We start from the raw sequence: 22,498 nt of genomic DNA on the forward strand, positions 1-22,498 counted from the left end.
CTTTCCATTCCGCGTTTCTGCGGTCGGCTGTCAGGCCAGCAACCGACGGGCGATGACCTGTGCCTGGATCTCACCGGCCCCCTCAAAGATATTCAGGATGCGTGCATCGCACAGAACGCGGCTGATCTTGTATTCCAGGGCAAATCCGTTGCCACCGTGGATCTGCAGCCCGTTGTCGGCGGCGGCCCAGGCAACACGGGCACCAAGTAGCTTGGCCATGCCCGCCTCCAGGTCGCAGCGGCGGCCTTCGTCCTTTTCGTTGGCCGAGAAGTAGGTCAGCTGACGCGCCACCATGATTTCCACAGCCATCATGGCGAGTTTGCCGGACACGCGGGGGAAGTCGATCAGGGACTTGCCGAACTGCTTGCGGTCGATGGCATATTGCATAGAGATATCCAGCGCGTTCTGCGCCACACCAATGGCGCGGGCGGCGGTCTGGATACGTGCAGATTCAAAGGTTTCCATCAGCTGTTTGAAGCCCTTGCCTTCTTCCATGCCCAGTAGGTTCTCGCCTTTGACGTGGAAGTTATCGAAGCCCAGCTCATATTCCTTCATGCCACGGTAACCCAGAACCTCAATCTCGCCGCCGGTCATGCCCTCGGTGGGGAAGGGATTCTCGTCAGTCCCCGGGGTCTTTTCCGCAAGGAACATCGACAGGCCGCGGTGATCCTCGGTGTCGGGCTTGGACCGGGCCAGCACCGTCATCACGTGGGTGCGCGCGGCATGGGTGATCCAGGTTTTGTTGCCGGTGATCTTCCAATCGCCGTTTTCATCCTGCACCGCGCGGGTGCGCAGGGAGCCCAAGTCGGACCCGGTGTTCGGCTCGGTAAAGACAGCCGTGGGTAGGATCTCGCCAGAGGCCAGGCCTGGCAGCCACTTGGCTTTCTGCTCGTCCGTACCGCCACAGATGATCAGTTCCGCCGCGATTTCGGAGCGCGTCCCAAGGGACCCCACACCGATGTAGCCGCGCGACAATTCCTCGGACACGACACACATGGACGCCTTGGACATGCCCAGCCCGCCGTGTTCTTCGGGGATGGTCAGGCCAAAGACACCCATCTCCGCCAGTTCCTCGATGATCTCCATCGGGATCAGCTCATCCTTCAGGTGCCAGTCGTGGGCCACCGGGTCGATACGCTCTTTGGAGTAGCGGAAGAACTGCTCGCGGATCATCTCCAGCTCTTCATCAAGGCCAGAGGTGCCGAACATCGCTTCGGCCTGCTGGTCCTGCATCAACGCGACCAGTCGGGTGCGGGCGGCTTGGGTGTTGCCGGTCTGGGTCAGGGTCTGGACGGCCGTAGTCATAAGAACCGCCTGATCCGCCTGCGAAAGCCCCATGTCTTGGGGGCGCAGGATTTCTCCTTGGTTCATGGGGATGCCACCGTACATCTGCCACAGGTATTCACCAAAGGCGATCTGGTGGATGAGTTGTTCCATTTCCCCGAAAGTGCCATTGGCGGCGGCCGCTTCGGCCCACTTTTGCATCTGGCGCAGGGCCTCGGTGTAGGTGGCCAACCACGCCAGCCCGTGGGCGGCGGTCTGATTGGCCTCGACCAGCGCACCGGACACACGGCCCCCATCGGACACGGTTTCGCCCACGGCCTGTTTGGCCCGGGCCAAAAGCTCTTCGGCGGCGGGCACAGCATCTGCGGTCAGGGCCAAGAGGTCCGGCAATACAATCTGGTCTTGGGTCGTTACGTCACGGGGCATTTTCACAACTCCTACATCAATCGAGTCCCGGTTTAAGCGATTGTGCAAGTGCAGCGCAACATTATTCTGCACATGCGGCATTTTCAGTACAAATCGTGCGCGGCCAACTTGACGGCACGATTTTAGGGCCTAGCGGGCGCCTGCATTGCCGGGTAAGGCGCGCCCCATGGACTATATTACCACACATGCCCTGATCTTGGCGACACTGGTCGCCTTTACCGCCGGATTGATCAAAGGGGTGGTGGGCTTTGCCCTGCCGTTGATCATGGTGTCGGGGCTGTCGTCGTTCCTGCCGCCTCCGATCGCCATTGCGGGGATGCTGTTTGCGGTGATTGTCACCAACACCTGGCAAACATTCCGGCTGGGGTGGGCGCCCGCCTGGGCGGCGGTGCAGGAATTCTGGCGGTATCTGTTGATCGTCTGTGTGGCGATTGTGATCTTTGCCCAGCTTGTGACCCGGATCGAACCGCAGGTCTTTTATCTGATCCTGGGCATCCCGGTGGTGATCATATCCCTGATCCAACTGACGGGTGTGACCTTCCACATCCCGCCGCGACACAGGGGCTGGTCGGAATGGGTCGTGGGCCTGTTGTCGGGCATCATGGGCGGTTTTGCGGGCACATGGGGGCCAACGACGGTGCTGTACCTGCTGGCGATCGACACGGAAAGATCCAAGTTTGTGACAGTCCAAGGGGTGATCTACGGGGTCGGGTCCTTTGCCCTGTTCGCAGCGTACCTGAAATCGGGGGTGCTGAATGGGCAGACGTGGCAGCTGTCGGCCCTGTTGCTGGTGCCTGCGCTGGCGGGGCTGGTGATCGGGTTTCAGGTGCAGGACCGCATCTCGGCGGCGGTGTTCAAGCGGGCCACGTTGGTGGTGTTGCTGGTGGCGGGGCTGAACCTGATCCGCAAGGCCTATGTCGGCTAGCTAGGCCTTGGCCCGCAGCTGAGCGGCATCGGCCCAGAGGGGCCAAAGAGCGGCGGACCAATCCGCGGCGCTGGTGGCCCGGTACAAAGTGATCGTGGGATAAAGCGGCGTTGTGGCCCCGTCTGTGCCCCATCGCCAATCGCAATTGACCGGCAGGATCAACCAACACTGCACCCCAAGGGCTCCGGCCAGATGCGCCGTCGTGTTGTCGATGGTGATGACCATATCAAGGGTCTGGATAAACCCCGCCAGCGCCGAGATGTCCCTGCGGGTGTCCAGGGGCGGCGCGTGCAGTGGGGCGTTCAGCAGCTTGGAGGCCACCCCGAGGTCGCCCGCATCGTACTGCAGGTTGTGAAACCGCAGGTGGGGGTGGGTAGATAGGGGCGACAGCAGTTCGAGCGGGACGGACCTTTGCCGCCCCCGGTCCCCGGCGGTAGAAAACCACGACAGGCCGATGTTAAGGGCGCTTGGGTCCAGGGGCACGGCCTTGGGGGCGGTCAGGCATCGCGGGTCCATGGTGCCAAGGTGCGCCCATGCCGACAACATGGAGGTTTGGTAGTCAAAGGTCGCGCCCGCCACGGCGGGCCAAACCGGCTCGGTCTGGGGGGCAAAGGTCATCTGCCTGCGCGAAGGTTGCAGCAGGGCATGCAGGCGCGGGTCGCATTCCACCGTGATCTGTGCGCCGAGAGCGGCCAGCGCGTCCAGCGCGCGGGCCTGCATGATCTGGTCCCCAAGTCCTTGTTCTGCCCAGACCAGAAGGCGCTTGCCCCGCAGGTCCTGACCCTGCCAGCGCGGCTGGGGATGGGGGCGCAGGTGACGGCGCAGATCCGGGATCTGGGCGCGTCCGGCGTCATAAATAGGCAGGCCCCGGGCGAAGTCGCCCGCACGCAGCAGTGCCAGCCCAAGGGCGTGGCGCGCCGCGGGGCAGGTGGGGTCGGCGTCATGGGCGGCCCGGGCCAGCTGTGCCTGTTCCGTCCAAAGGCCTGCGTCGCGCAGGTGTTGCGATTGGCGTACCAGCAGTTCTGCTTGGGACCGACCCGGGGCCGCACGTGGTGCAACCCGAGACAGGGCGGCAAGGGCGCGATCTGGCGCAGTCATCGGTCAGGACATCGGCTGGGCGGCGAAACAGGTGCGGTTCACCGCCTCGCTACTGCCTGCGGGACCGACGGTGAAGGTCTCGGACCAAACGGTTTCGCCCGCGACTTCCAGACTGCGGGTCCAAGGGCCTTGCACCTTTTCGTAGTCAAACTCGAAGATCCAGTTGGAGCCGCTGATCGCACCGGGCCGGATCGGGATGATCTGTTCTTGCCGGGTCACGGCCTGCGCCCCGAGGGGCGGATGGGTGAGGACAAGTGTACCGGTGGTGGGCGCCGTATCGGGCGGCACGCGCCAAATGACCCCAAAGCCCAAAAGGTCCTCGGCGGGCACGTAATCCGTCACCAGATCAAAGGGTTGTACGCCCTCGGTCCCTTGTCGAACCCAACCAAGCTCCGTCCCCGGCGCGGGGATCTTTTGGCCATCGACGGGCGCGGGGCAGTAGATGCCCCGGGACAGCACCTCGAACGCGGGGGCGGGGCTGGCGGCAAGGCAGGCGAGGAGGACGAATGTGCGCATGGCGCCAAGGTAACGAGGTTTGACCAAAAGGAAAGGCGAGGCTGACGCCCCGCCTTACGACATGTTTCGTTTGGTGCCCCTTGAAGGCGGCAGAGCGCTTTAGCCGATGGCGCAGGCTTTGACGTCGTCGTCGATGTAGGGGACGTATTGCGCAAAGTTGTCTGAGAACATCTGCACCAGTTTGGCGGCCTGGGCATCGTAGGCCGCCTCGTCCGACCACGTGCGACGGGGGTCCAGCAGGACTTCGGCCACGCCGGTGCATTTCACAGGAACCTCAAACCCGAAGTTGGGGTCGCGACGGAACTCGCCCTGTTCCAATGTGCCGTTCAGCGCGCTGGTCAGCAAGGCGCGGGTTGCACGGATCGGCATGCGCGAACCGGTCCCATAAGCACCGCCCGTCCAGCCGGTGTTGACCAGCCAGCAGGTGGATCCGTTTTGTGCGATCTTGTCACGCAGCAGGTTGCCGTAGACCTCCGGCCGGCGGGGCATGAAGGGCGCCCCGAAGCAGGTGGAAAAGGTGGGCTCAGGCTCCGTCACGCCGCGCTCTGTGCCCGCAACCTTGGACGTGAAGCCCGACAGGAAGTGGTACATGGCCTGCGCGGGGGTCAGCCGCGCGATGGGGGGCAGAACCCCGAAGGCGTCGCAGGTCAGCATGATGATGTTCTTGGGATGGCCACCCAGTGCCGTGGACGACGCGTTGGAAATATAATCCAGCGGGTAGGCGCAGCGCATGTTGGCGGTCAGGCTGTCGTCGTCAAAATCCAGCTCGAAGGTGTCGGGATCAAACACCATGTTTTCCACAACGGTGCCGAATTGCGACATGGTATCGTAGATCTCGGGCTCCGCCTCGCGGCGCAAGTTGATCGTCTTGGCGTAGCAGCCACCCTCGAAGTTGAAGATGCCGCGACCCGACCAGCCGTGTTCGTCATCGCCGATCAGGGTGCGGCCCGGGTCCGCAGACAGCGTGGTCTTGCCCGTGCCAGACAGGCCAAAGAACACGGCGGCGTCGACGGGATTGTCGATGGCGTGGTTGGCGCTGCAATGCATGGGCATAATGCCTTTTTCAGGCAGCAGATAGTTCAGCAGGGTAAAGATGGATTTCTTGTTCTCGCCTGCGTATTCCGTGCCGCCGATCAAAATCAGCTTCTTGTCGAAATTCATGGCGATGACCGTGTCACTGCGGCAATCATGCTTGGCCGGATCAGCCTTGAAGCTGGGGCAGTTGATGACGGTGAATTCCGGGGTGAATGTGTCCAATTCTTCCGCTTCGGGGCGGCGCAATAGGTGGCGAATGAACAGGTTGTGCCACGCCAGTTCGGTCACCATCCGCACGTCCAGCCGGTGCGCAGGGTCCGCGCCGCCAAACAGGTCCTGCACGAAGTAATCGCGGCCCTTCATATGCTCCAACATATCGGCATAGAGCGCGTCAAACCCGGCCTCGGACATGGCGGCGTTGTTGTCCCACCAGATGGTGTCCTTCACGCTGTCGGTCTTGACGACGTGCTTGTCCTTAGGGCTGCGGCCCGTGAACTTGCCCGTCGTGGTCAGAAACGCGCCGCCTTTGCCCAGCGTGCCTTCCTTGCGCTCAATCGCCTGTTGGATGATCGCGGGTTCCAGCAAGTTGTAATAGACCGAACCTAGTCCTGTGATGCCTTGTGTTTCCAGGGTCTGCGACGGGTTTACGCGTCCACGCATGACGGATTGGGTCATCGGTCTCTCCTTGGGCTGCTTGTTAGCCCGTGTGTCTTTACGACAAGTTAAAGCGACAAGACCCCGCGTGGGGCCCTGTCCACTGCCTATAACATGGCCGATTTTGTGAAGGATAGGACGAAGGCGCGCAGTTAGCGCAACCAGTCTGACGCTAACAGCAGGGTTTTTACCGAGCATTAACACCAAAGGTGGTGTGCTGAGTGGTGATCGGGCCTCTGATTCGCTTTTTTGTTGATTCTCGGGGCTGAAAACGGGACACTGTGAAAAAAATAAGGCAAATCGGGCAACATAAGGAAATCAAACATGTCGAGGATCGCGCTGGTCGACGACGACAGGAATATCCTGACGTCAGTATCCATGACTCTTGAGGCAGAGGGTTTTGAGGTAGAAACGTATAACGATGGGCAATCCGCCCTGGAGGCTTTTGGACGTCAAATGCCGGATTTGGGTGTTTTTGACATCAAGATGCCTCGCATGGATGGAATGGACTTGCTGCAACGCTTGCGCCAGAAATCCAGTGTTCCGGTCATCTTTCTGACGTCCAAAGACGACGAAATTGATGAGGTTTTGGGGCTGCGGATGGGAGCGGACGATTATGTGCGCAAGCCGTTTTCGCAGCGGCTTTTGGTTGAACGCATCCGCGCCATCCTGCGCCGCCAAGAAGCCATTGCAAGTGATGAGACGGAAACCCCTGAAGAAACGCAGCAAATGATCCGTGGTGATCTGGCGATGGACCCGTTGCGTCACGCGGTGAAGTGGAAGGGCAAGGATGTAACGCTGACGGTCACTGAATTCCTGTTGCTTCAGGCGCTTGCCACGCGCCCAGGCTTCGTCAAATCGCGCGATCAGCTGATGGATGTGGCCTATGATGATCAGGTTTATGTGGACGACCGTACCATAGACAGCCACATCAAGCGCTTGCGTAAGAAAATGCGTACCGCTGATAATGAGTTTTCCGCCATCGAGACGCTTTATGGCATCGGCTACCGTTATAACGAAGAATGACAGCAACCCCTGACATGGATCTGGCACCCCAATCGGGCCGGGCGCGTCGCCGCGATAGCGAAGTCGTGTTGGGCGAAGATTGGGATCGGCCAGCGGGTTCCCTAGAGGAAGAGCTTGCGTCTGCGCGCGAACGGCGGGGGATGATCTCCCTCAACCGCTCGCCGTTGGCGCGTAAGATCATCCTGTTCAACCTTCTGGCAATCTTGATCCTCGTGGCAGGGGTTCTGTTTTTGAACCCGTCGCGTGACAGTCTTGTCACCCAACGCGAACGCGGGTTGGTGGTCGAGGCGCAATTGGTGGCCGACGTGTTCGAGGCATCGTTGCCCGGCACAGCGCCAGTCACGTTGGTTGCCAGCGATGGCGTGGATGTCCCGGCGGTCTTGGAACGCATTGATTTGCCCGCTGGCGTGCAGGTGCATGTGTTCGACACAGGCGCTAATCTGCTGGCAGATGCCGTGGGCAACACGCAAGAAACCGGCCCGGTCTTTGGCCTGACGGAAGAGCGGCAACAAACCACCATTATTACAAATGCCCTTAACCGTGTGTGGGAGGCCGTGGCGCGCGTACTTGCGAGCGGCGATACCCCCACGACTGATATCCCAAACCTAACTGTCGCCTCCGCAATGGTCGAGGATATCACCCTCGGCGAAACCCTGATCCGGGGGCGATCGACGACCCAGGGGTTGTTTATACTGTCGTTACGCCCATCGAACAGAATGGCCGCATCCTAGGATCTATTGCCGTGACCACAGGCGCTGGAGAAATCGGAGCGCTGGTCCGATCCGAGCGAGAGCAGGTTTTGCAGATGTTCGTGATCGCCCTTTTGGTGTCGATCGTTTTGTCGTTGGTCTTGGCCTCGACAATCGCAAACCCGTTGGCTGATTTGGCTGCCGCAGCGGAGCTTGGGCGCGACAAAAACGCCCGTAAAATGAGCCCGAACCGCGTGCGCATACCAGACCTTACCGCGCGCCCGGACGAGATTGGCCGATTGTCTGGCGCACTTCGTGGCATGGTGTCCGCGCTCTATGACCGCATCGACAGCAACGAACAATTTGCAGCCGACGTAGCCCATGAAATAAAAACCCCCTCGCGTCGTTGCGATCTGCGGTGGGCACGTTGCGTGTGGCGAAAACGGACGATCAACGTACCACGTTACTGGACGTGATTGATCACGATGTCCGGCGATTGGACCGACTGGTTAGCGATATCTCCAACGCGTCGCGCTTGGACAGTGAACTCGTCAAGGAAGAGGAAGAGCCGTTTGATCTAATCAAAATGCTCAATAACCTTTCCCTGTATCACTCCGAAGAGGCCCGCGCGAAGGACGTCGATTTCATCTCCGACCTGCCCAAGGACCCAACGATCATTCTCGGTCTAGAGGCGCGCTTGGCACAGGTTTTCGTGAACCTGATCACCAATGCTCTGTCTTTCTGTGAAGAAGGGGATGCTGTGCGCATTTGGGCTCGGCGGCGCGACAATCGTGTTTTGATCGTTGTCGAGGATACCGGGCCGGGCATTCCCGAAACCGCGCTGACCAAAGTCTTTAACCGTTTTTATTCCGAACGGCCCGAGAAGCAGTTCGGCAACCATTCCGGTCTTGGCTTGGCGATTTCAAAACAGATCGTTGAGGCGCACGGCGGCGTGATCTGGGCAGAAAACATCCGTCCGACAGATGCCGACCTGACATCTTCGCCCTTGGGTGCGCGCTTCGTGGTTGGCCTGCCAGTGTGATTACACCCGCTGCGCCCCTTAGCCTGCACGACATACCAGACAATTGCATGAATATCCGGCCCGATGGAGACTGGACAGTCCATGGCTCTGCGGTTGCTGTTTCGGGCAAGGGTGTTCTGTTGTTGGGGGCGAGTGGTGCTGGTAAATCGCGTACCGCCGCAAATATGCTCGCACTCGGTGCGCAACTGATCGCGGATGATATCTGTGTGCTGACGCCCGGTCCCGATGTCATTCACGTCTCTGCCCCCGCCCAACCGCCCCGGATCGAGCTTCGCGGTTTAGGTCTTGTTGAAACGCAGGTGTCACATCCCACGCCTTTGGATGCAGCCGTTCTGCTCGAAGCACGTCAGCCCGAACGGATGCCCGCCGAGTGTTCCATTAAGCTCCTAGAAAGGACAGTCCCACTACGTATCGTCGATTTACAGCCAGATTTGGGCGCCCGATTATTCGTATGGATGCGTGCAGGATGCCCTGGCTGGTAGCTGTGGCACCGGATGCCCTTGACCCGCGCTTCTTTTGACCTCACTTCTTGCCCATGACCGAATTGCCATCCAACTTGTCGCCCCCCGCGCACCGCGTTGTTTTCGTGGCCGGGCCTTCGGGTGCGGGCCGCAGTACCGCCATCGCGGCACTGGAAGATCTTGGCCACGAAGTCATAGATAACTTACCTCTGTCCTTACTGCCGCGCCTGCTGGGACCGGAGCCGTCGGAACGCCCCTTGGCCCTGTCCACGGATCCGCGCAACCGGGATTTCAGTGTAGACGCGCTGGTCGGGCTTATCCGGTCATTGCGTGCGCGGCCCGACGTAGATCTGTCGGTAATCTATCTGGATTGCGCCGACACGACTCTTGTGAACCGCTTTTCATCTACCCGCCGCCGCCATCCCGCCGCCCCGGACGACACGCCTGAAATCGGTATTGCGCGGGAACAAAGCCTGCTACCGCCGGTGCGCGACATTGCCGATATGGTGATTGATACCACCGAGATGAGCGTGCACGACTTGCGCGCCAAGGTAGATCAGGATTTCGCACCCGGTGCGGCGCATCTGCTGGCGCTGACGGTTCAAAGTTTCAGCTACAAACGTGGGCTGCCACATGGTTTGGATATGGCGTTTGATGTGCGTTTTCTGCGCAATCCATATTGGGATGCCACATTGCGCGAACTGGATGGACGGTCGCCCGAAGTGCAGGCCTATGTAGCCGAAGATCCCCGCTTTGACATCTTTTTTCGTCGGATTGAAGACCTTGTGCTCTCGTTGCTGCCAGCGTTTTTGGATGAGGGTAAATCGCATCTCTCCATTGGATTTGGGTGTACAGGCGGGCAGCATAGATCTGTTTCCGTGGCCGAGCGCCTAGGCGCGCGATTGAACCAAGCCGGCTGGACCACCGCCGTGCGCCACCGCGAGATGGAGCATCGCGGCACGCTCCGTAAACCCGAGGGACGCGCGTGATCGGTATCGTCATCGTGGCCCACGGGGGCCTGGCACGGGAATACCTGTCGGCCATAGAGCATGTAGTAGGCCAGCAAAGCGGGATGATCGCCATCGCGATTGATGCCGATTGCGATCGCGATGGCAAAGAGCGCGAGATTATTGCCGCAGCGGATCAGGTCGACACCGGGCAGGGTGTCGTCGTGGTGACGGATATGTTTGGCGGGTCGCCATCGAACCTGTCGTTGCCCGCATGCCGCGCTGACGATCGCGTGATCCTATACGGAGCAAACTTGCCAGCCCTCATCAAACTGGCCAAATCCCGCCGCAAACCCGTGGCCGAGGCAGTGAATGCCGCACGCGATGCAGGGCGGCGTTATATCAATACCTTCAGCGGACCGGAGACCCTCGTATGACCACTCAGGTTCTTGAAATCGTGAATCAAAAGGGTCTTCACGCGCGCGCCTCGGCAAAGTTCGTCGAGTGTGTGGAACAGTTTGACGCAAGTGCCGTGGTCCGAAAGGACGGTCTTGATGCTGCGGGTGACTCGATCATGGGGCTTTTGATGTTGGCAGCCTCCGTGGGAACCACTATTGAGGTTGAAACGTCCGGACCAGAGGCAACCGCCTTGGCAGAGGCGCTTGCCGCGTTGGTCGCCGACCGCTTTGGCGAGGACATGTGAGAGTTTGAGAGGCCAACTTGGTCGACAATACGGAACATCAGGGACATGTGACGCCGGGGCCGGGCCCCGACTATGTACCCTATGACAAGTCACGGCTTAGCTACGCGGGCACCTTCACCAACCCGTGGAAAGCCAACACAATCCGTGTGATGGAGTGGATGACGGGCAAAATTCGCCTGCTGCGTCTGATCCGCAAGTTTGAACGCCAAGGCGCGCCTTACGGCCACAGTTTCTTTACCCAAGCGCTGGACGTTATGGGGATCGACATCAATACCCCAGCGGATCAGTTGGCCAATATCCCGGCCTCTGGTCCCGCGATCATAGTCGCCAATCACCCCCACGGGCTGGTCGATGGTATGGTCTTGGCGGAACTGATTGGACGGGTGCGAACGGATTACAAAATTCTGACGCGCAGTCTTTTGACCGGCATCCCCGAGATCGAGGAATTCATGATCCCCGTGCCTTTCCCGCACGAGGAAAACGCCCTGAAAAAGAACCTGATCATGCGCAAGGATGCCATGGCGCATCTGGAAAAGGGCGGCGTGATCGCCCTTTTTGCATCAGGAGCCGTCGCGGCCTCGGAGACCTATTTTGGCCCGGCCGTAGAAAAGGAATGGAACCCGTTTACTGCGAAAATGATCCAGAAATCCGGTGCGGCTGTGGTGCCTGTGTTCTTTCCGGGCCAGAATTCGCGCTTGTACCAGATCGCCAATCTCGTGTCCGCCACCCTGAGGCAGGGGCTTTTGATCTACGAAGTTGTGCACGCGCTCAACAAACCGCAAAGCCCCGTTGTGCGCCCGATGATCGCGCGCGAGCAGATTGCGGAATGGGCTGACAACCCGCGCGGGTTCGTCGATTGGTTGCGGTCGAAAACGATCGACGGCTAGCGGGTCGGCACAGGCTCGGCACCCCTATAGTCATAGAAACCACGGTCAGTCTTGCGGCCCAGCCACCCGGCCTCGACATATTTGGTCAAAAGGGGACAGGGGCGGTACTTGGTATCCGCCAGCCCGTCGTGCAGCACGTTCATGATCGCCAGACAAGTATCTAGGCCGATAAAATCGGCCAGTTCCAGCGGGCCCATTGGGTGGTTCGCGCCCAGTTTCATCGACTCGTCGATGGATCGCACGTTTCCGACGCCCTCGTACAGGGTATAGACCGCTTCGTTGATCATGGGCATGAGGATGCGGTTCACGATGAAGGCCGGAAAATCCTCTGCGGTGGCGGCCGTCTTGCCGATCCGGTCCACAACGCCCTTGCAGGTGTTGAACGTCGCCTCGTCCGTGGCGATGCCGCGGATCAGCTCCACCAGTTGCATCACGGGGACAGGGTTCATGAAATGAAACCCCATGAACCGTTCGGGCCGATCCGTGCGGCTGGCCAGACGCGTGATCGAGATCGAAGACGTATTCGACGTCAGGATCGTATGCGGTTGCAGGTGGGGCAGCAGGTCTTCGAAGATCGCTTGTTTGACGGTTTCGCGTTCCGTCGCCGCCTCGATGATAAGATCCGTTTGGCCAAGGTCGGTCAGGGTCAGGGTCGTGTTGATCCGTTCCATGGCAGCTTGTTTCGCGGCGGCGGTGATTTTTTCGCGTGTGACCTGCCGGGTCAGGTTCTTGTCGATCTTTGCTACTGCGGCTGTCAGGGCATCTTGGCTGACGTCCGTCAACAGCACGTTGTATCCCGCCAGTGCGCAAACATGGGCGATGCCGTTGCCCATTTGGCCCGCGCCTACGATCCCGATTTTATCTACGTCCATGGTCACTCATGCCTCTGATTTGGGGGCACGCTACGCGCGTGAGGGGGCTGGGGCAAGGTGTGCAGATGCCGCAAAACTGGTGCAAATGCTTGGGTTAGGGAGGCGTTAAGGGCAGTGGGGGCAGTGTGGACGCGGGTGAGTCGGATATCAGTGGGAATGCGCATGAGCTACGAGCGAATGAGCGAAGACGTCCTGGAGTATTACCCCACCCGGTACGGCGCTTCGAAGAATGTATTTAGGGGGCCGAAAAGGCGCCTCGACAAACCATATGTCGCCTTTCTGGGCGGGTCGGAATGCTATGGCCGATATGTCGAGGAACCCTTTCCAGATTTGGTGGAGGAGGAGATTGGCACGCGCTGCATCAACCTTGGCCAAATGAACGCCGGGGTGGATCTGTTTTTGAGCGACCCCACGGTAATGGATATTGCCAAGGGGGCCGAGCAGGTGGTGGTGCAGATCATGCCTGCCCACAACCTGAGCAACCGGTTCTACAACGTCCATCCGCGCCGCAATGATCGGTTCGTGAAGCCCTCGGCACTGCTGACGACGCTGTTTCAAGACATAGATTTCAGTGACTATCATTTCACGCGCCACATGTTGCTGGGCCTGCGCGTCCAATCGTTGGATAAATACCGAATGATCGTAGAGGAATTGCAATCGGCGTGGATCGCGCGGATGCGATTGCTTTTGGCGCAAATCCCGGGGCCCGTGACCCTACTGTGGCTGCCGGACCAGACCCCGCGTGACATGGACCGCGATCTGGGGCCCGAGCCGTTGTATGTCACCCAAGCTATGGTTGATCAGGTCAAAGGCGCTGCCGCGCAAGTGGTCACTTATGATCCGCAGGCGCGCCGAGCGGAGGTGGGCACCTACGGCATGGTGTTTCCAGAAATGGACATGGCCGTGGCGCGCGAGTTACTGCCCCCCGCGTGCCATGAGGATATTGCGCAGGTCTTGGCCCCGGTCTTGGCGGCCTAGGCGAAGAAAAGCCGCCCCACGGGTGACCGGGGGCGGCTTCTGTGCACAAATGGCTGTGTTTAGCCCAGTTTTTCCGTCAGTTCGGGAACGGCGTCAAACAGGTCGGCCACCAGACCGTAGTCGGCCACTTGGAAGATTGGGGCTTCTTCGTCCTTGTTGATGGCGACGATGACCTTGGAGTCCTTCATGCCCGCCAAATGCTGGATCGCGCCAGAGATTCCGACGGCAATGTAAAGGTCCGGGGCGACCACTTTGCCGGTTTGACCCACCTGCCAGTCGTTGGGCGCATAGCCCGAATCGACTGCTGCGCGGGAGGCACCGACCGCAGCACCCAGCTTATCGGCCAGACCTTCGATCATGTTAAAGTCTTCCTCGGACCCCACGCCGCGCCCACCGGACACAACGATCCCAGCGGACGTCAACTCTGGGCGATCAGATTCCGCGACCTTGTCCTCGACCCATTCCGACAGGCCAGGGTTCGCGGTGGCGGCGATGGTTTCGACCGATGCGGTCCCACCTTCGCCAGCGGCGTCAAAGGTCGAGGTGCGGAAGGTGATGACTTTCTTGGCGTCCGAAGTTTGCACCGTCTGCATGGCGTTGCCTGCGTAGATGGGTCGCTCGAAGGTGTCGGACGACACAACGGCGGTGGCGTCGGAAATCACCATGGCGTCCAGCAGCGCCGCAACACGGGGCATCACGTTCTTGGCCGCTGCGGTGGCTGGGGCGACGATGTGTTCGTAGTCGCCCGCAAGGGATACGATCAAATCTGCCAGCGGTTCGGCCAGATCGTTGCCATAGGCGGCGTCATCGGCGCACAGCACCTTGGCAACCCCGTCCAGCTTTGCGGCGGTCTCGGCGGCGCCATTGCAGCCCGCTGATGCGCACAGAATGGTCACATCACCCAACTGTTTGGCGGCGGTCAGGGCCTTTGCGGTGGCGTCCACAGACAGTTCACCGCCCGAGACTTCGGCAAGTAGTAGTACAGCCATCTAGATCACTCCTGCTTCGTCTTTGAGTTTCGCAACCAGCTCGTCCACCGAGCCGACTTTGACACCGGCAGCGCGGGCCGCGGGTTCAACCGTCTTCACAACCGTCAAGCGCGGGGCCACGTCGACGCCCAGATCGGCCGGGGTCTTTGTGTCCATTGGCTTTTTCTTAGCCTTCATGATGTTGGGCAGAGACGCATAGCGCGGCTCGTTCAGGCGCAGGTCCACGGTCACGATGGCGGGCATCTTGACCTTGATGGTCTGCAGACCGCCGTCCACTTCACGGGTCACGGTGGCATGATCGCCGTCCACGGCCACTTCGGATGCGAAGGTCGCTTGCGACCAGCCCAGCAGGGCCGACAGCATTTGGCCTGTGGCGTTCATGTCATTGTCGATAGCCTGTTTGCCGCACAGAACCAGCCCGGGCTGTTCCTCGTCCACAACGGCCTTCAGCAGTTTGGCCACGGCCAGCGGTTCGATGTCCGTGTGCACGTCATCGGTGGCTTCGATCAGGATCGCGCGGTCGGCGCCCATGGCAAGACCTGTGCGTAGGGTTTCTTGATTTTTGGTTACGCCGATAGATACGACGACAACTTCGTCCGCTTGCCCGGCCTCTTTCAGGCGGATGGCCTGTTCGACGGCGATTTCGTCAAACGGGTTCATGGACATTTTGACATTGGCGAGATCGACACCCGTGCCGTCCGCTTTGACGCGGACCTTCACGTTGTAGTCGATGACGCGCTTTACAGGCACGAGGACCTTCATTGCGTGTACTCCTAACACTGGTGGGGCGCGGGCCCCGGACTCTCTTGACCCATTGGTTAGCGGAGGCGCGAGCGTGTTTACAGGATAAAATCGACGCCCCGGCGGTAGGGGACGTCGTGTTCTGGCTTTAGCGGTTTGCGCCGGGGACCCACAGCACGTCGTCCTTGCCATCGTTGTTTGCGATGCGACCGGCGACAAAGAACCAGTCGGACAGACGGTTAAGGTATTTCACGGCTGCGGGGTTGATTGCTTCGACCGAGGCCAGCTCTACCGATAGACGTTCGGCGCGGCGGCTGACGGTGCGGCACAGGTGCATCTGCGCGGCCAAGGCGGTGCCGCCAGGCAGAATGAAGGACCGCAGCGGCTCCAGCTTGCTGTTCATAGCGTCGATTTCAGCTTCGAGCCGTTCGACCTGTGCATCGGTCACGCGCAGGGGGGATACTCGCTTTCGGCATCCTTCTCCATGTCCGGGCGGCACATGTCCGCGCCAAGATCGAACAGGTCGTTCTGGATTGCGGCCAGTTGTGCGTCCATCTCACCCGTGGCGTGCTGGCGCGCCAGACCCACGGTGGCGTTGGTTTCATCCACAGTGCCGTAGGCGGTCACGCGCAAGGAATGTTTCGCAACACGCGCCCCGTTGCCCAAGGCTGTTTCGCCCGCATCGCCCGTTTTTGTGTAGATTTTCGAAAGTACGACCATGGGGCCCTCCAGATTTAGCCGCGCAGCCAGACGTATCCGACGATCAACAGCACCGCAACAAACTGCGCCGCCAGACGGTAGCGCATAAATTTGTTGGCGTTTTTCTGGTTGTACGCGCCACCCTTGGTAAAGGCGCCAAGGCCGAACACCAGAATGACCAAGACAACCAGACAGGCGCCGGCGATGACGTAGAACAGAGGATCTTCAAGCATGTGCGTTCCTTGTGTTGAAAGGCAGGTAGGGCGTCACCCGCGCGAGGCCACCCAATCCAGCGCCCGTGTGGGCAAAATACGACGCAAAGTGCCCATGAGATAGGTCGGGAAGGTTACGTAATAGCGCGCCCGGGGGCGGGGGCCTCGATCGCGTGGATCAGTTTGCGGGTGACGGCATCGCAGGTCAGCTCGAACGGATCGGGGCCTGTGTCCTCGTACAGCCGCTTGCGCGCCTTTGCATAGGTTGCGCGCCGGGCGCTGTTTTCCCAGTCGATCCATTTCTCGAAATGGGGAATCGCGTTGACCCGGATCTTTGTGCCGATGGGGCCGGGTTCGATCAGGATCGGGTGGATGTCTGTGCCGCGCATTTCAAGGCGCAGGGTGTCGGTCAGCCCCTCGACCGCGAATTTGGTGGAATTGTACGCTCCCCGGAACGGCAGCGCGGCAAAGCCTAAAACGCTGGAACATTGCACGATGCGCCCGTGCCCTTGGGCGCGCATCACGGGGATGACGGCGCGGGTCAGGCTGTGCCAGCCAAAGAAGTTCGCCTCGAAAATCGCGCGCAGAGCATCGGTCGGCAGGTCCTCGACCAGACCGGGCACGGCATAGGCCCCGTTGTTGAAGACGGCGTCGAGCGTGCCGCCGGTCTGTTTCAGCGTCGCGGCGAGGGCTGCGGGGATGGTGGCGGCATCTTCATAGTCCAGACGCGGGCTGAAAAGCCCCTCGGCGGTCAGGCGGTCGCAGTCCGATTGCTTGCGGCAGCTGGCGGCCACAAACCATCCGCGCGCCTTGAGGGCGTGGGCCGCGTCATAGCCAATGCCGCTGGAACAGCCCGTGATAAGGATAGATTTCATGACAGCCCCCGTTTGCCCGCAGGTGTAGACCGCAGGGTAGGGGGCCTCAAGCGGGGATCACAGGGCGGACAGGAACCGCGCCGACATAAACCCCGTCACGCCGGTCTCGACATCGCGGATTTCCATCCAACCGTTCACAGGCTCGCCCAAGGCTTCGGTCAGTGCGCCACGGGACAAAGCGGCAACGACAGGGTTGCCGGTGGATGGACCAGCACGCAAGTTCACGCGGTTGCCCGTGACCTCGAACAATGGCGGCAGGTCGTCCAACGTCGCGGTGGCGGCGGGCTCTTCCCGCTCCTCGGGTTGGATCAGGGATACTTGCAGCGGCTCTCCGACCAGTCGGGGCACGGTTGGCAGGCTTGCGTTGCGGGTGACAGTCACGGGGGCAGGGGCCGCGCCGTCGGTCACAACGGTGGGGGTGTCGTAAAATGCGGACCGTGTTTCAACAACCGGCGTGGCCGGTGCGGACTGGGTGGACGCGGTCGACGCCAATTCAGTTGAAGGTGCTTCGATCGGCTCTCCCCAAATGGCGAACATGGCAAACAGCGCCACACAAAGTGTGAAAGTCATTTTAATCACAGTGTTCTCCCCAGAACTCGTTACAGGTCTACAAGCACAGACTTTTTGTTCAGCAGCTAGAGGGAAGTTAACAGATTCCTTCCCCCATGTCAGCCGCGGACCGCTTTACCCTGTGAATCCCGTCCACTAAGACGGTGACATGAGTGATCCGCGCAACACCGACGACCTGCCTGTGGCAATCCCCGAACGGCTTTCGACCGCCATCGGGGAACGCTACCTGACCTATGCCCTGTCTACGATCATGCACCGGGCCCTTCCGGACGCACGGGACGGGCTGAAACCTGTGCACCGGCGTATCCTGTACGCCATGCGCGAGTTGCGTTTGTCCCCTACAGGCGGCTTTCGCAAATCCGCCAAGATCAGCGGCGATGTGATGGGCAACTATCACCCCCACGGGGATGCGGCGATTTATGACGCCATGGCGCGCTTGGCCCAAGATTTCGCCGTGCGCTATCCGTTGGTGGACGGGCAGGGGAACTTTGGCAACGTGGACGGCGATAACCCCGCCGCCAGCCGCTACACCGAGGCGCGCATGACCGCCGCCGCCGAGGCGTTGTTGGAGGGGTTGAACGAAAACGCCGTCGATTACCGCGACAACTACGATGGGACCTTGCAGGAACCGGTTGTTCTGCCAGCCGCCTTTCCCAACCTGCTGGCCAATGGGTCGTCGGGGATTGCCGTTGGCATGGCCACGAATATCCCGCCCCACAACCTGGACGAGCTGATCAAGGCCTGCCTGCATTTGATCAAGACCCCCGGCACCCGGGACGAGACGCTGGTGGACATGATCCCCGGCCCCGATTTCCCCACGGGTGGCGTGATTGTCGAGCCTAAGGAGAACATCCTTGAGGCCTATCGCACTGGGCGCGGGTCCTTCCGTCTGCGCTGCAAGTGGGAAATCGAGGATCTGGGCCGCGGACAGTGGCAGATCGTCGTCACCGAAATCCCCTATCAGGTGCAAAAGTCCAAGCTGATCGAGAAGCTGGCCGAGGTCATCCAGACCAAAAAGGTCCCCATTTTAGCCGATGTCCGGGACGAAAGCGCCGATGACATCCGCATCGTGCTGGAGCCGAAATCCAAGAATGTTGACGCCGAGGTGCTGATGGGCACGCTCTACCGCAACTCCGATCTGGAAACGCGGTTCTCGTTGAACATGAACGTGCTGATTGATGGGGTCACGCCCAAGGTCTGTTCCCTGCGCGAGGTGTTGCAGGCGTTTCTGGATCACCGGCGCGAGGTGCTGTTGCGCCGGTCGCAACACCGGATGGACCAGATTGACCACCGCCTAGAGGTTTTGGAGGGCTTTATCATCGCCTTCCTCAACCTCGACCGTGTGATTGACATCATCCGCTATGACGACGCGCCCAAAGGGGCCTTGATCCATGAGGATTGGGGTAAGGATCACGCCCGCGCGGTGGACGAGGGCGATTATGTCAGCCCTCTGCCCACTGACCGCGCACCGACACTGACCGAGGTGCAGGCTGAGGCGATCCTGAACATGCGCCTGCGCGCCCTGCGCCGCCTCGAAGAATTGGCGCTGTTGAAGGAACGCGACGCCTTGATGGAGGAACGCGCAGGGCTGGAGGATCTGTTGGAAAACGACCACGTCCAGTGGGACGCGATTTCCGAGCAGTTGAAAGAGACGCGCAAAGCCTTTGGCGCGAAGGCCCCGGGCGGCGCACGGCGTACCATGTTCGCCGAGGCGGGTGAGGTCGCGGATGTACCCCTGGAGGCGATGATCGAGCGGGAGCCGATCACCGTCGTCTGTTCCAAGATGGGGTGGATCCGGGCCATGACCGGCCACATCGACCTGACCCGCGAGATGAAGTTCAAGGACGGCGATGGTCCCCGCTTCATGTTCCACGCGGAAACCACGGACCGCCTGCTGGTGTTTGGCACGAACGGGCGTTTCTACACGCTTGGCGCGTCGACCCTGCCCGGCGGGCGCGGCATGGGCGAACCTGTGCGTCTGATGGTAGACCTGCCTCAAGATGTTGAAATCGTGGATATCCTGACCCATGTGCCCGCGCGCAAGTTGCTGGTGGCCTCTTCGGTCGGTGATGGGTTCATCGTGCCCGAGGATGACGTGATCGCCCAGACCCGCAGTGGCAAGCAGGTGCTGAACGTCAAGGGCGACGCTACTGCGCTGTGCGCGAAACCCGTCGCAGGAGATCACGTGGCCTGCGTGGGCGAGAACCGCAAAGTCCTGATCTTCCCCACCGCTGATTTGCCCGAAATGGGACGCGGCAAGGGGGTACGTTTGCAGAAGTTCAAAGACGGTGGTCTATCGGATGTGCGGACCTTCGATCTGGCGGCGGGGCTGTCGTGGCTTGACCCCGCGGGCCGCACGCGAACCGAAACCGCGCTGGAGGAATGGATGGGCGGGCGCGCCGGGGCTGGGCGGATGGCCCCACGCGGCTTTCCCAAGGACAACAGGTTTACCTAGCCCATGGATTTAACGCACGAGACCGAAACCGCAGGCTACCGCGCCATTCTGTTTGGTCTTGTGCTGCGCTGCGCGTTTCTCACTGTGCTGACCCTCGGGCTCTATTCCTTTTGGGCGCGGACACGCCTGCGCCGTTGGCTTTGGTCGTCGGTGCGTCCGGCGGGCAGTCCGGTGGAGTACACCGGCAACCCTTGGGAAAAGCTGTCGGGCATGTTCGTCGCCGCCGTGATCCTGACACTGTACGTCAGCATCGTGGTCATGGGGGCGATATTCCTAAGTCTGCAATTGACCGGGGGCTTTGTTGCCGGTGCCGTAGGCGCGGTGGCCATGGGGGTCCCCTTGTTCTTCGCCGCCCGCTATCGTGCATGGCGCTATTTGGTGAACCACACGCGGTGGCGTGGCATTGACTTCGCCGTGGCGCCCGGGGCTCTGGGCTACGCATGGCGGGCGTGTCTGTACGGGGTGCTGACCGTGGCGTCCTTTGGTTTGCTGGCCCCGTTGCAGCGGTTCCAGCTGGAAAAATTCAAGATTGATCGCACCTATTTCGGGTCGGAGCCTTTCTTTATGACGGGCTCTTTCTTTAGCTTGTACAAGGCGATCATCCCGCTCTACGCAGTTTTCATTGTAAATATAGGGCTCAGCGTTTGGGCCGTGATTGCCCAAGACATCGCCGCCCAAATCATCGCGGCCCTAGTCGCAGGCCTCGGCACAATCCCAGCGTGGGTGTACTGGCGCGTGGCCAGCTTTCGCATTCTTGTGAACCAAATCATTTACGGCGGCGGCACCGAGGTGGAGGTCTTCCCCAAAGCGCCCAAGGTCTTTTGGACCCACGTATTTGGATCCATTATCGTGGCCCTGCTGGTGGGTACGCTGCTGCCCTTGATCGCGATCGCGTTCTTTTTCGTCGTCGGGTTTGGCTTTGCCGGACTGTCACCGGATATCTTTACGGGCACAATTGGCGAATCCCTTTTAAATGTCGGGATCGTCGCCCTTGTCCTTGGCGCAGTCATTGTCTTTGCGACCGGCAACATCCTGTACCGCGAGGCCCGGCATGTGTTCATCACCTTTCCCGTGTTGCGCCACACCGCCGATACCCTTGTGATCGACGAGGTTATGCCGTTTGCAGATGTGAAACCCGCCGATCGTCGGTTCATGGGCGATGCGGATGGCTTGGCCGGGTTCTTTGATTTTGGAGGCGGGGTCTGATGGCTGAAACAGCGGGCGGCGCGGCCGACTACTACGATGGCGAAACAGCGGACCGACAGCGCGTGCGTCTGGGGTACGAGGATGGCGAACACGGCAAGGTCCTGCAAATCAGCCTGCCCGATGGGGAACACATGGTGTTGTGGCCCACACGGCGGGTGCGCACACTGCCCGATCAGGCGAGCTATGATGTGATGGTTCTTGCCCTCAATGATGGCAGTGCGTCGCGCCTTGTTGTCCGCGACCGCAACGCCGCGACCTTGGTCGTGCAGGTCTGCCCCCATGTGGCCGAGCCCATCAAGCCGCGTCGACAAGTCGGCCGGGCCTTCGCTACGGCTTTGATCTGCATTGGCCTGATCGCAGGCATTTTCCGGTTTTTGCTGCCCACCACGGCCACCGTTCTGGCCAGCGCCGTCAACGCAGAGACGGAGGTTGCCATGGGCGAGGCGACCTATGATCAAGTGCGCCTTTTCTTCGCGGCGGCCCCCGGGCAGGCTTTGGCCCAATGCAACGATCCGGCGGGGATGGCCGCGTACCAAAAGATGCTGGACCGGGTCATGGCGGGGCTGGATCTGCCCTATCCTGTGCGGGCTACAGTCTTTGACGATCGCGCTGCCCCACTCACCAATGCCTTTGCGCTGGCCGGTGGTCGGGTGATCTTCTTCGACTCGATGTTAAAGCTGGCAGATACGCCCGAGGAAATTGCCGCTGTGATGGCCCACGAGATCGGCCATGTGTATCACCGCCACGTGGTGGCCAATACGTTTCAGGCCTACGCGGCGGCGGCTGTCTCAACCCTGCTGTTTTTGGATGCGGGGGTTGTGGGGGTCAGTTTGGCAACCACCTATATCACCAGTGGCTATTCCCGCGCCGCCGAGATCGAGGCGGACACTTTTGCGCAAGAGCGGTTGCTGGCCGTGAACCTGCCCCCCTCGGCTCTGGCCTCTCTTTTTGCCAAGCTGCGCGCGCAGACAGGCGATGTGCCCGGTGCGCTGTCGCATTTTACATCGCACCCTCAATTGTCGGACCGGATCGCAGCCACGGCAGATATACCGGCCCCCACGGGCGCGCCGGTGCTGACACCTGCCGAGTGGGACGCCTTGCGCAACATCTGCAGCAGCACGGACGCCACTTCCCCGGGGCTGCCTGTTGCGGCGATCAGCCGATAGGGGCCACCTGCGTTGCGCCAAAACGCGCGCCGCGTTAAGGGT

The 22,498-nt window shown here is 60.7% G+C and carries 20 protein-coding genes and 3 pseudogenes; 12 read left to right on the forward strand and 11 right to left on the reverse strand.

Features of this window, described 5'->3' with window-relative positions:
* Nucleotides 1-30 precede the first annotated feature (30 nt).
* On the reverse strand, nt 31-1,710 hold the full coding sequence (locus ACZ1G0_RS04050; RefSeq protein WP_472735772.1) for an acyl-CoA dehydrogenase family protein: 1,680 nt from the start codon (nt 1,708-1,710) through the stop codon (nt 31-33).
* A 166-nt stretch (nt 1,711-1,876) separates the two neighbouring features.
* Between ACZ1G0_RS04050 and ACZ1G0_RS04055 the strand changes: the two genes are divergently transcribed.
* Complete coding sequence (locus ACZ1G0_RS04055) at nt 1,877-2,635, forward strand: sulfite exporter TauE/SafE family protein (RefSeq protein ID WP_472735773.1); 759 nt, start codon at nt 1,877-1,879, stop codon at nt 2,633-2,635.
* Here the strand turns inward: ACZ1G0_RS04055 and ACZ1G0_RS04060 are convergent, their stop codons facing one another.
* The 3 genes from ACZ1G0_RS04060 to ACZ1G0_RS04070 all read right to left on the reverse strand — a co-directional run bounded on the left by ACZ1G0_RS04060 (nt 2,636) and on the right by ACZ1G0_RS04070 (nt 5,959).
* Nucleotides 2,636-3,733, reverse strand: a complete 1,098-nt coding sequence (locus ACZ1G0_RS04060; RefSeq protein WP_472735774.1) for a tetratricopeptide repeat protein — start codon at nt 3,731-3,733, stop codon at nt 2,636-2,638.
* 3 nt (nt 3,734-3,736) lie between these two features.
* Nucleotides 3,737-4,249 (reverse strand): DUF3859 domain-containing protein, encoded by a 513-nt coding sequence (locus tag ACZ1G0_RS04065; RefSeq protein ID WP_472735775.1) that lies wholly within the window; start codon nt 4,247-4,249, stop codon nt 3,737-3,739.
* 99 nt (nt 4,250-4,348) lie between these two features.
* Nucleotides 4,349-5,959 (reverse strand): phosphoenolpyruvate carboxykinase, encoded by a 1,611-nt coding sequence (locus ACZ1G0_RS04070; protein ID WP_472735776.1) that lies wholly within the window; start codon nt 5,957-5,959, stop codon nt 4,349-4,351.
* A gap of 303 nt (nt 5,960-6,262) precedes the next feature.
* Here ACZ1G0_RS04070 and ACZ1G0_RS04075 point away from each other — a divergent pair, with 303 nt between their 5' ends.
* The 7 genes and pseudogenes from ACZ1G0_RS04075 to ACZ1G0_RS04105 all read left to right on the forward strand — a co-directional run bounded on the left by ACZ1G0_RS04075 (nt 6,263) and on the right by ACZ1G0_RS04105 (nt 11,693).
* Nucleotides 6,263-6,964 carry a response regulator transcription factor gene (locus ACZ1G0_RS04075; RefSeq protein ID WP_472735777.1) on the forward strand — a complete coding sequence of 234 codons (702 nt, stop codon included), beginning with the start codon at nt 6,263-6,265 and terminating at the stop codon, nt 6,962-6,964.
* Nucleotides 6,961-8,695 (forward strand): annotated as a pseudogene (locus ACZ1G0_RS04080) (sensor histidine kinase). Before ACZ1G0_RS04075 ends, ACZ1G0_RS04080 begins: the two are co-directional and overlap by 4 nt.
* Before the next feature lie 47 nt (nt 8,696-8,742).
* The gene (locus ACZ1G0_RS04085; protein WP_472735778.1) at nt 8,743-9,177 is read left to right on the forward strand and encodes an HPr kinase/phosphorylase; all 435 of its coding nucleotides are present in this window, start codon (nt 8,743-8,745) and stop codon (nt 9,175-9,177) included.
* 53 nt (nt 9,178-9,230) lie between these two features.
* Nucleotides 9,231-10,145 carry an RNase adapter RapZ gene (rapZ, locus tag ACZ1G0_RS04090; RefSeq protein WP_472735779.1) on the forward strand — a complete coding sequence of 305 codons (915 nt, stop codon included), beginning with the start codon at nt 9,231-9,233 and terminating at the stop codon, nt 10,143-10,145.
* Complete coding sequence (locus ACZ1G0_RS04095; RefSeq protein WP_472735780.1) at nt 10,142-10,540, forward strand: PTS sugar transporter subunit IIA; 399 nt, start codon at nt 10,142-10,144, stop codon at nt 10,538-10,540. Before rapZ ends, ACZ1G0_RS04095 begins: the two co-directional genes overlap by 4 nt.
* Complete coding sequence (locus tag ACZ1G0_RS04100; RefSeq protein WP_472735781.1) at nt 10,537-10,806, forward strand: HPr family phosphocarrier protein; 270 nt, start codon at nt 10,537-10,539, stop codon at nt 10,804-10,806. The genes ACZ1G0_RS04095 and ACZ1G0_RS04100 overlap by 4 nt, the downstream gene beginning before the upstream one ends.
* 17 nt (nt 10,807-10,823) lie before the next feature.
* Nucleotides 10,824-11,693 (forward strand): lysophospholipid acyltransferase family protein, encoded by an 870-nt coding sequence (locus ACZ1G0_RS04105; RefSeq protein WP_472735782.1) that lies wholly within the window; start codon nt 10,824-10,826, stop codon nt 11,691-11,693.
* Here the strand turns inward: ACZ1G0_RS04105 and ACZ1G0_RS04110 are convergent.
* Nucleotides 11,690-12,565, reverse strand: coding sequence for a 3-hydroxybutyryl-CoA dehydrogenase (locus ACZ1G0_RS04110; protein WP_472735783.1), 876 nt, complete (start codon nt 12,563-12,565; stop codon nt 11,690-11,692). The two genes, ACZ1G0_RS04105 and ACZ1G0_RS04110, sit on opposite strands and share 4 nt — an antisense overlap.
* A 162-nt stretch (nt 12,566-12,727) precedes the next feature.
* Here ACZ1G0_RS04110 and ACZ1G0_RS04115 point away from each other — a divergent pair, with 162 nt between their 5' ends.
* Complete coding sequence (locus tag ACZ1G0_RS04115; protein WP_472735784.1) at nt 12,728-13,543, forward strand: DUF6473 family protein; 816 nt, start codon at nt 12,728-12,730, stop codon at nt 13,541-13,543.
* 59 nt (nt 13,544-13,602) lie between these two features.
* Here ACZ1G0_RS04115 and ACZ1G0_RS04120 read toward each other — a convergent pair whose 3' ends face one another.
* The 6 genes and pseudogenes from ACZ1G0_RS04120 to ACZ1G0_RS04145 form a co-directional block, all read right to left on the reverse strand.
* Nucleotides 13,603-14,532 carry an electron transfer flavoprotein subunit alpha/FixB family protein gene (locus ACZ1G0_RS04120; RefSeq protein WP_472735785.1) on the reverse strand — a complete coding sequence of 310 codons (930 nt, stop codon included), beginning with the start codon at nt 14,530-14,532 and terminating at the stop codon, nt 13,603-13,605.
* Nucleotides 14,533-15,294 (reverse strand): electron transfer flavoprotein subunit beta/FixA family protein, encoded by a 762-nt coding sequence (locus tag ACZ1G0_RS04125; RefSeq protein WP_472735786.1) that lies wholly within the window; start codon nt 15,292-15,294, stop codon nt 14,533-14,535. It lies immediately after the preceding gene.
* 127 nt (nt 15,295-15,421) lie between these two features.
* Nucleotides 15,422-15,993, reverse strand: a pseudogene (locus tag ACZ1G0_RS04130) (cob(I)yrinic acid a,c-diamide adenosyltransferase).
* Between the two features lie 14 nt (nt 15,994-16,007).
* Nucleotides 16,008-16,205, reverse strand: coding sequence for a twin transmembrane helix small protein (locus tag ACZ1G0_RS04135; protein ID WP_472735787.1), 198 nt, complete (start codon nt 16,203-16,205; stop codon nt 16,008-16,010).
* 33 nt (nt 16,206-16,238) lie between these two features.
* Nucleotides 16,239-17,059 (reverse strand): annotated as a pseudogene (locus ACZ1G0_RS04140) (SDR family NAD(P)-dependent oxidoreductase).
* Between the two features lie 57 nt (nt 17,060-17,116).
* Nucleotides 17,117-17,629 (reverse strand): SH3 domain-containing protein, encoded by a 513-nt coding sequence (locus ACZ1G0_RS04145; protein ID WP_472735788.1) that lies wholly within the window; start codon nt 17,627-17,629, stop codon nt 17,117-17,119.
* 148 nt (nt 17,630-17,777) lie between these two features.
* On the opposite strand from ACZ1G0_RS04145, the gene ACZ1G0_RS04150 reads away from it, so the two are divergent.
* Genes ACZ1G0_RS04150 through ACZ1G0_RS04160 form a run of 3 tightly spaced genes read left to right on the forward strand, consistent with a single transcriptional unit; the run spans nt 17,778 to nt 22,456 of the window.
* Nucleotides 17,778-20,084, forward strand: a complete 2,307-nt coding sequence (locus ACZ1G0_RS04150) for a DNA topoisomerase IV subunit A (RefSeq protein WP_472735789.1) — start codon at nt 17,778-17,780, stop codon at nt 20,082-20,084.
* Between the two features lie 3 nt (nt 20,085-20,087).
* Nucleotides 20,088-21,290 (forward strand): DUF898 family protein, encoded by a 1,203-nt coding sequence (locus tag ACZ1G0_RS04155; protein WP_472735790.1) that lies wholly within the window; start codon nt 20,088-20,090, stop codon nt 21,288-21,290.
* Complete coding sequence (locus tag ACZ1G0_RS04160; protein WP_472735791.1) at nt 21,290-22,456, forward strand: M48 family metallopeptidase; 1,167 nt, start codon at nt 21,290-21,292, stop codon at nt 22,454-22,456. Before ACZ1G0_RS04155 ends, ACZ1G0_RS04160 begins: the two co-directional genes overlap by 1 nt.
* Nucleotides 22,457-22,498: the final 42 nt, after the last annotated feature.

This window comes from Thalassobacter sp. HA4-2, assembly GCF_055693705.1.

What these genes read in the sequence shown, in the direction of transcription:
- ACZ1G0_RS04085 (WP_472735778.1), top strand. Translation starts at nt 8,743, where the DNA reads ATGAATATCCGGCCCGATGGAGACTGGACAGTCCATGGCTCTGCGGTT.
- ACZ1G0_RS04125 (WP_472735786.1), bottom strand. Translation starts at nt 15,294, where the DNA reads ATGAAGGTCCTCGTGCCTGTAAAGCGCGTCATCGACTACAACGTGAAG.
- ACZ1G0_RS04120 (WP_472735785.1), bottom strand. Translation starts at nt 14,532, where the DNA reads ATGGCTGTACTACTACTTGCCGAAGTCTCGGGCGGTGAACTGTCTGTG.
- ACZ1G0_RS04050 (WP_472735772.1), bottom strand. Translation starts at nt 1,710, where the DNA reads ATGCCCCGTGACGTAACGACCCAAGACCAGATTGTATTGCCGGACCTC.
- ACZ1G0_RS04115 (WP_472735784.1), top strand. Translation starts at nt 12,728, where the DNA reads ATGAGCTACGAGCGAATGAGCGAAGACGTCCTGGAGTATTACCCCACC.
- ACZ1G0_RS04070 (WP_472735776.1), bottom strand. Translation starts at nt 5,959, where the DNA reads ATGACCCAATCCGTCATGCGTGGACGCGTAAACCCGTCGCAGACCCTG.
- ACZ1G0_RS04155 (WP_472735790.1), top strand. Translation starts at nt 20,088, where the DNA reads ATGGATTTAACGCACGAGACCGAAACCGCAGGCTACCGCGCCATTCTG.
- ACZ1G0_RS04060 (WP_472735774.1), bottom strand. Translation starts at nt 3,733, where the DNA reads ATGACTGCGCCAGATCGCGCCCTTGCCGCCCTGTCTCGGGTTGCACCA.
- ACZ1G0_RS04160 (WP_472735791.1), top strand. Translation starts at nt 21,290, where the DNA reads ATGGCTGAAACAGCGGGCGGCGCGGCCGACTACTACGATGGCGAAACA.
- ACZ1G0_RS04150 (WP_472735789.1), top strand. Translation starts at nt 17,778, where the DNA reads ATGAGTGATCCGCGCAACACCGACGACCTGCCTGTGGCAATCCCCGAA.
- ACZ1G0_RS04135 (WP_472735787.1), bottom strand. Translation starts at nt 16,205, where the DNA reads ATGCTTGAAGATCCTCTGTTCTACGTCATCGCCGGCGCCTGTCTGGTT.
- ACZ1G0_RS04100 (WP_472735781.1), top strand. Translation starts at nt 10,537, where the DNA reads ATGACCACTCAGGTTCTTGAAATCGTGAATCAAAAGGGTCTTCACGCG.
- ACZ1G0_RS04110 (WP_472735783.1), bottom strand. Translation starts at nt 12,565, where the DNA reads ATGGACGTAGATAAAATCGGGATCGTAGGCGCGGGCCAAATGGGCAAC.
- ACZ1G0_RS04075 (WP_472735777.1), top strand. Translation starts at nt 6,263, where the DNA reads ATGTCGAGGATCGCGCTGGTCGACGACGACAGGAATATCCTGACGTCA.
- ACZ1G0_RS04145 (WP_472735788.1), bottom strand. Translation starts at nt 17,629, where the DNA reads ATGACTTTCACACTTTGTGTGGCGCTGTTTGCCATGTTCGCCATTTGG.
- rapZ (WP_472735779.1), top strand. Translation starts at nt 9,231, where the DNA reads ATGACCGAATTGCCATCCAACTTGTCGCCCCCCGCGCACCGCGTTGTT.
- ACZ1G0_RS04065 (WP_472735775.1), bottom strand. Translation starts at nt 4,249, where the DNA reads ATGCGCACATTCGTCCTCCTCGCCTGCCTTGCCGCCAGCCCCGCCCCC.
- ACZ1G0_RS04055 (WP_472735773.1), top strand. Translation starts at nt 1,877, where the DNA reads ATGGACTATATTACCACACATGCCCTGATCTTGGCGACACTGGTCGCC.